This is a genomic window from Desulfonatronospira sp. MSAO_Bac3 (genome assembly GCF_003838035.1).
Taxonomy (GTDB): domain Bacteria; phylum Desulfobacterota; class Desulfovibrionia; order Desulfovibrionales; family Desulfonatronovibrionaceae; genus Desulfonatronospira; species Desulfonatronospira thiodismutans.
On record NZ_QYZY01000206.1, the window covers coordinates 1 to 6,069 of the forward strand.

7 protein-coding genes are annotated in these 6,069 nt (G+C 49.3%); 5 read left to right on the top strand and 2 right to left on the bottom strand.

Annotation, left to right across the window (positions count from 1 at the left end; all coding sequences use genetic code 11):
• The first annotated feature begins 2 nt into the window (after window positions 1-2).
• Window positions 3-1,700 carry a hydroxylamine reductase gene (gene hcp / locus D5S03_RS07010; RefSeq protein ID WP_287043180.1) on the top strand — a complete coding sequence of 566 codons (1,698 nt, stop codon included), beginning with the start codon at window positions 3-5 and terminating at the stop codon, window positions 1,698-1,700.
• 282 nt (window positions 1,701-1,982) lie between these two features.
• Here the strand turns inward: hcp and D5S03_RS07015 are convergent, their stop codons facing one another.
• Both D5S03_RS07015 and D5S03_RS07020 read right to left on the bottom strand, forming a co-directional pair.
• Entirely contained in the window at window positions 1,983-2,123 is a 141-nt protein-coding gene (locus D5S03_RS07015; RefSeq protein ID WP_008868725.1) for a hypothetical protein, read from the bottom strand.
• Window positions 2,120-2,350, bottom strand: coding sequence for a DUF6290 family protein (locus D5S03_RS07020; protein ID WP_287043184.1), 231 nt, complete (start codon window positions 2,348-2,350; stop codon window positions 2,120-2,122). The genes D5S03_RS07015 and D5S03_RS07020 overlap by 4 nt, the downstream gene beginning before the upstream one ends.
• A gap of 350 nt (window positions 2,351-2,700) precedes the next feature.
• Here D5S03_RS07020 and D5S03_RS07025 point away from each other — a divergent pair, with 350 nt between their 5' ends.
• From D5S03_RS07025 to D5S03_RS07040, 4 genes are all read left to right on the top strand, one after another.
• Window positions 2,701-4,269 carry a Fic family protein gene (locus D5S03_RS07025; RefSeq protein ID WP_287043185.1) on the top strand — a complete coding sequence of 523 codons (1,569 nt, stop codon included), beginning with the start codon at window positions 2,701-2,703 and terminating at the stop codon, window positions 4,267-4,269.
• 103 nt (window positions 4,270-4,372) lie between these two features.
• Window positions 4,373-4,822: a hypothetical protein gene (locus tag D5S03_RS07030; RefSeq protein WP_287043187.1), complete on the top strand. Its 450-nt coding sequence runs from the start codon at window positions 4,373-4,375 to the stop codon at window positions 4,820-4,822.
• Window positions 4,823-4,879: 57 nt separating this feature from the next.
• Window positions 4,880-5,125 carry a hypothetical protein gene (locus tag D5S03_RS07035; RefSeq protein WP_287043189.1) on the top strand — a complete coding sequence of 82 codons (246 nt, stop codon included), beginning with the start codon at window positions 4,880-4,882 and terminating at the stop codon, window positions 5,123-5,125.
• Between the two features lie 369 nt (window positions 5,126-5,494).
• Window positions 5,495-6,069 (top strand): PAS domain-containing protein (locus D5S03_RS07040; protein WP_287043191.1); only part of this gene is annotated, 575 nt, incomplete at its 3' end.

Consider the following 6,069-nt stretch of genomic DNA (forward strand, 5'->3'; position numbering starts at 1 on the left):
TCATGTTTTGTTATCAATGCGAACAGACCGCCAAAGGCGAAGGATGCACCAAGATAGGAGTGTGCGGAAAGCAGCCGGACACTGCCGAACTTCAGGACCTGCTGGTGTTTGCCCTCAAGGGCCTGTCCCAGGTGGCCATGGCCGGCCGGGAAAAAAATGTAGTGGACACCAAAGTGGGCCGGTTCATCTCCGAGGCCATGTTTTCCACCCTGACCAATGTCAACTTCGATCCGGAGCGTATTGCCGGACTGGTCAAGGATACCGTGGAGCTCCGGGATGAACTCAAATCCAAGGTGTCCCAGGCCGGCGGCAATGTCCCTGCCTCTGAAGCCGCCAGCTTCGTCCCGGAGAATACTGTGGAGGGCATGGTGTCTCAGGGGGAAAAGCATGGAGTTGTTGCTGACAAGGATCCCAACGAGGACATTCATTCCCTGAAGCAGACCGTCACCTACGGCATCAAGGGTATCTGCGCCTATGCCGATCATGCGGCCATACTGGGACAGGAGGACGACGCTGTGTACGAATACGTCCAGAGGGCCCTGGCTTCAACCCTGCGTGAGGACCTGAGTCTGGAACAGTGGATTGAACTGGCCATGGAATGCGGGCGTACGAATATCCGGGCCATGGAACTTCTGGATGCGGGCAATACCGGAACTTATGGTCATCCCGAACCTACAAAGGTGCCCCTGGGACCCAAAAAGGGCAAGGCCATCCTGGTTTCCGGGCATGATTTGAAGGATCTGGAAATGCTCTTGAAGCAGACCGAGGGCAAGGGCATAAACATTTACACCCACGGCGAGATGCTGCCCTGCCATGGCTATCCTGAACTTAAAAAGTATTCCCATTTTCATGGTCATTACGGCACTGCCTGGCAGAATCAGCACAAGGAATTCGATGCATTTCCTGGTCCCATACTCATGACCACCAACTGCATCCAGAAGCCCAGAGATTCCTACAAGGACCGCATCTTTACTACCGGCCTGGTGGGCTGGCCTGGAGTGGCCCACGTCAATGGTGACCAGGAAAGCACGTCCCTGCTGGAACGTCTCAAGGCAGTGGTGGGCATGGCCAGCAAAGGAGAAAATGAAAAGGACTTCAGTCCGGTTATTGACAAGGCCCTGAGCATGGAAGGATTTGCAGCTGATGAAGACAAGGGTCATGTCATGGTGGGTTTTGGTCGCAACGCGGTCATGTCCGTGGCAGGCACTGTCATTGATGCAGTCAAGGGCGGCAATATCCGGCATTTCTTCCTGGTGGGCGGCTGCGACGGAGCCAAGCCGGACCGCAACTACTACACGGAGTTTGTGGAGAAGGTGCCAGGTGATTGCGTAGTCCTGACCCTGGCCTGCGGCAAGTTCAGGTTCTTTGACAAGGATCTTGGGGAAATCGGAGGCATACCCAGGCTTCTGGACGTGGGGCAGTGCAACGATGCCTATTCCGCGGTAAAGATCGCCATGGCCCTGGCCGAGGCCTTTGAATGCGGAGTAAACGACCTGCCTCTGTCCTTAGTGCTGTCATGGTATGAACAGAAGGCAGTGGCCATTCTATTGTCCCTGCTGGCCCTGGGTGTCAAAGACATCCGCCTGGGACCTTCACTGCCGGCTTTTATCAGCCCCAACGTCCTCAATTATCTTGTGGAAAACTATGACATAAAGCCCATAAACACCCCTGATGAAGACCTTAAGGCCATCCTGGGATAAACCGGCTGTAAATAACACTACAGCGAAACTTATGACTGACCTCCGGGGACTGGCTCTCCCCGCACTTATTGTAAAACCTGTCAATCTTCCTTTAGAAAAATAAGTGCGGGGGGGGGCTTCCCCTGCTTTCCTTAAAAAGGGCTAAACTGTTACCTTTAAAGATAACCACTGTTTGGTGGTCGGGAAAAATACGCTTGACTTCCCGGGCCTGCCACCACCTGGTGCTGCGCTGCAAAGCTTCCTGCATGGAAAGAGGCCTGGAGAATCTCCTTGAATCAGTTGTTACATAAATTCCGAAAGAACTTGAGGAGCCAGCGCAAATCCGAGGTCTGAATTGCTGGCTGCAAAATTTCTCGCTTCCTGGCATTGCGGATGTTCAGCGATTTCAAATGCCACCATAAAAGAAGTATCAATACCTGTCATTCAAGCATCTCCTGGAGCAGATCATCTTCAGGGGTTAAATCTTTAAGTATAGATCCAGCGTTGGCAGGAGGGGCGTCAAAAATACTCTGATCTTCTCTCAGGTAACTACGGCGGTATTCTTCCATGGCATTGCGGATAAGCTCCGAGGCAGTCCGGTTATTCCGAGCGGCATATTCCTGAAAGGCGTGGTAGGTTTCTGAGGATACATTTATGGTTATGGTTTTCATAGATATCTATTCTATGTAAATCAGCAACAAGGTCAAGCTTCGATATAAGAAGTGGATGTGCCTGCAACCTTGAAAAAAATAACGAACACCTAAGTTCCGAATTATATACAATAAAGGTAGGTAATTGATGGCAAAAATCCTGATCGTGGACGATGTACCGGCTAATATCAAGGTCCTGGGCCGGTTGCTGAAAGAACACCATCAGCTTATGGTGGCCAGCAATGGGGAAAAAGCCAGTTTCATAAGCACGGGTATCACCACCAGGGTGAAGTTAAGAATTCTCTTGACGCATAAAGGATACTGGTTGAAAGTCAAATTTCAGAATTATATCTACAAAGGAATTTTTTTTCATGGCAAGGAATCAATTTTCAGGCCCTGCGACCTTTTTTCGGGACAGGCGGCTCCCGGTAAAGGCAACTCCGGCAGGTTACAGTGCTTTAATAGATTATTTTGATCTCAGGGTTCCTTTCCCCCGGACTTTTTTTGCCATCGGAGACAGGCACAGAACCATTCAGGAGCAGGGTTGGCATATACTTACTCCACGCCACACCCCATCTCCCGATATACAAAGCCATCTAAAGTTTGCCATCAAGTACGAGGGCCTGGACCTGGCTGTCCTCAAACGGCTGTTTCAGGCAACAGGACCAAAACCCATAGAAGCAATGGTTAAATCCAGGCCCACCGGCTCATATGCCAGGCGTAGCTGGTTTCTTTACGAATGGCTTTTGGGTGAAGAGCTTAATCTTCCGGACGCCCGGACCGGCCGTTATGTTTCAGTAGTCGACCCAAACATGCAGTTTGCTCTGCAGGGAAAGGGCTCACCCCGGCATCGTGTGCGCAACAACCTGCCTGGAACCCGTGCATTCTGCCCCATGGTCTTCTGTACGCAAGTTCTGCAGGAATTCATGGACCTGAAACTCAAACAGAAAACCCTGGAAATTATCGATGACGTGCCCAGGGACATCCTGGCCAGGTCATCAGCATTTCTACTGCTTAAAGACTCTAAGGCAAGTTACGCAATTGAAGGAGAAGGACCTTCCCATGACCGTGTTCAGAGATGGGCCAGGGCCATCGGGGAGGCCGGACAAAACGAACTGGATCAGGACGAGTTCGTCAGGCTGCAAAAAATTGTCATAGGTGATTCCCGCTTTGTGGATCTGGGGCTGCGAATCGGTGGAGGCTTTGTCGGCGAGCATGACCGAGATACTGGAGAGCCAAGTCCTGTACATATCAGTGCCAAAGCTGATGATCTGCCTGAACTTGTGCAGGGACTGATTGAGTTTGAGCATAGCTCCGGACAGGAGCTTGACCCTGTAGTGGCTGCGGCAGTACTGGCTTTTGGTTTTGTGTATATCCATCCATTCGAGGATGTGAACGGAAGACTGCACCGCTACCTTATTCATCACGTGCTTTCCTCCCGGGGGTTCAACCCTCCTGGTCTTGTCTTTCCGGTTTCAGCAGTGATCCTGGAAAGGATAGAGGAATACAGGAAGGTTCTGGAGGACTATTCTGCCAGACTTATGCCCGCTATCGAGTGGAAGCCCACTGATAAGGGGAATGTACAGGTGCTGAACGATACGGCGGATTTTTATCGTTATTTTGATGCCACCCCGCATGCTGAGTTTCTTTACGATTGTGTACGCCGGACCATTGAAAAGGATCTTCCTGAAGAAGCTCTTTTCCTTCGCCGCTATGATCAGTTCAAGGCCCGGGTGCAATCTTTGATTGATATGCCCGAAAATACCTTAAACCTGCTTTTCCGTTTTCTGCGCCAAAACCAGGGGAAATTATCCAAGCGGCCCAGATCAAAAGAATTTAATGCGTTGACAGATGACGAGGTCCAAAGCATTGAAGCAATTTTTCGAGAGGATGCAGGAAATGCAAGCCCAACTCCAAAAAGGAAGGAACAGTATGGATAATTTATGAAGCAAGGGGTTTGCAAGGTTTGCAGCCCAAGAACTTAACCCCCTGAATGGTTATGTTGGAATTTATCAGATAATTATTAATAAAGGAATAAACCAGATGAGCAGACAGGAACTGATAAAAAAGGCCGCTGAAATCAAGACGCCCTCAAAGCAGGCCGCAAGGCAATTTGAGGAAGCCAGCCCTTCGCTTGTGGACGAATTGAACCAGATCATGTGTTCCAGATCAGACCTGGAAAAACTCATAGGCAAGAACAACCGGGAGATGATGCTGGACAACCACAACAATCATGCCCGTTTCATGTCCGCCCTGCTTGTGGACTACCGCCCCGAGGTCCTGGTGGATACGGTTTTCTGGGTCCTTCGAACTTACAGGGCTCACGGGTTCCAGCCTGCATACTGGCCTGCCCAGCTTAATACCTGGCTGCAGCTTCTTCAAAAGTACTTAAGCCCGGAAGCTTATGAAGAAGTAAGCCCTGTTTACAATTTTATGATAGTTAATCAGGCCTTTTTTGACAGATCAAACCCGGCCTCCTATGAAGACCTGTAGACAGCAGGACATCCCGGATGGAACAGCTTTTCAAGGATAATGAGTATGGGAGGTATTATGGCCAATGGAGCAGTTAAAGTAACCATAAATCTGCCGCATAATCTGGTAGTGGTTGCTGATGAAGTTGCGCGTGAAAGGAAGACCAGTCGCAGCAAGGTTATCACTTCTTGCCTGCAGAGTTTAGCTGCCGAGCGTTTACATAATGAAATGGCAGAGGGATATAGGACGCTGGCAAAAGAGAACTTGAAGTTTGCTGAAGGGAGCGCCCATTTGGCTAATGAGCTACTGCCCGAGCGGGAATGACCATTTATGACCGAAGAATGGTAACCATTCAGAGTTCTTCTGGTTTAAGAGTACTTGCATGTAAAGAAAAGAATATCTCACGCCCGGCCTGAAGCAGGCCCAGAGACGCAGAGCAAGGCAGGAGCCCCATGAATGGTTACGGTATAGAAAAAAATAAAAAAATCTTGAACAGGCATTGCTAAAAGAAGAAGTATTGAGTAATTACAAATTCCGTTTAGACTTATAAAAAGACAAGGCCTGTATAATATCCCGGATATTTTCAATTTTCTGGAAATCATTATCTATCAGCCTGTCACAGTCCTTCTCTTTTTGCCCTCCTCATCTGCTTTGTTTTTTTTGCGACATCATCCAAACAAGGCCAGGGTAGTTATGTATCAGTTTCAGCGCCGCACCGCAGCTTCTGCCCTCTCTAAAGAGGATAAATTCCGCAGCCTTTTTGAAACTTTGCCCCAGGGCGTGATTTTCCAGGATGCAAAAGGATGCATCACTTCAGCCAATCCTGCAGCGGCAAAAATTCTGGGGATTTCTTTGGAACAGATTCCCGGAATAAAGCTCGTGAATACCCGCTGGAAGATGATAAGTGAAGATGGCACAATAGTTCCAGATGAGGCACATCCTTCCATGATTGCGCTGAAAACCGGTCAGACCATCGGACCTGTGGTTAAAAAAATATTCAACCCAGAAACAAATGCCTATCTATGGCTTTCTTTGACTGCTGTGCCTGTTTTTCATCCGGAGAGCGAAGTGCCTCATGATGTCTACACTATCTTTGAAGATGTCACTCGGGAAAAAATCCAGCAGGATCAACTGATGGAGCGGGAGCAATTTTTTACAAGTCTCTTTGACAATCATACCGCCGTGACGTTGATGATTGACCCGGATAACGGAGTCATTATTGATGCCAATCATGCTGCAGCAGAGTTTTACGGATGGTCGCGCCAGGA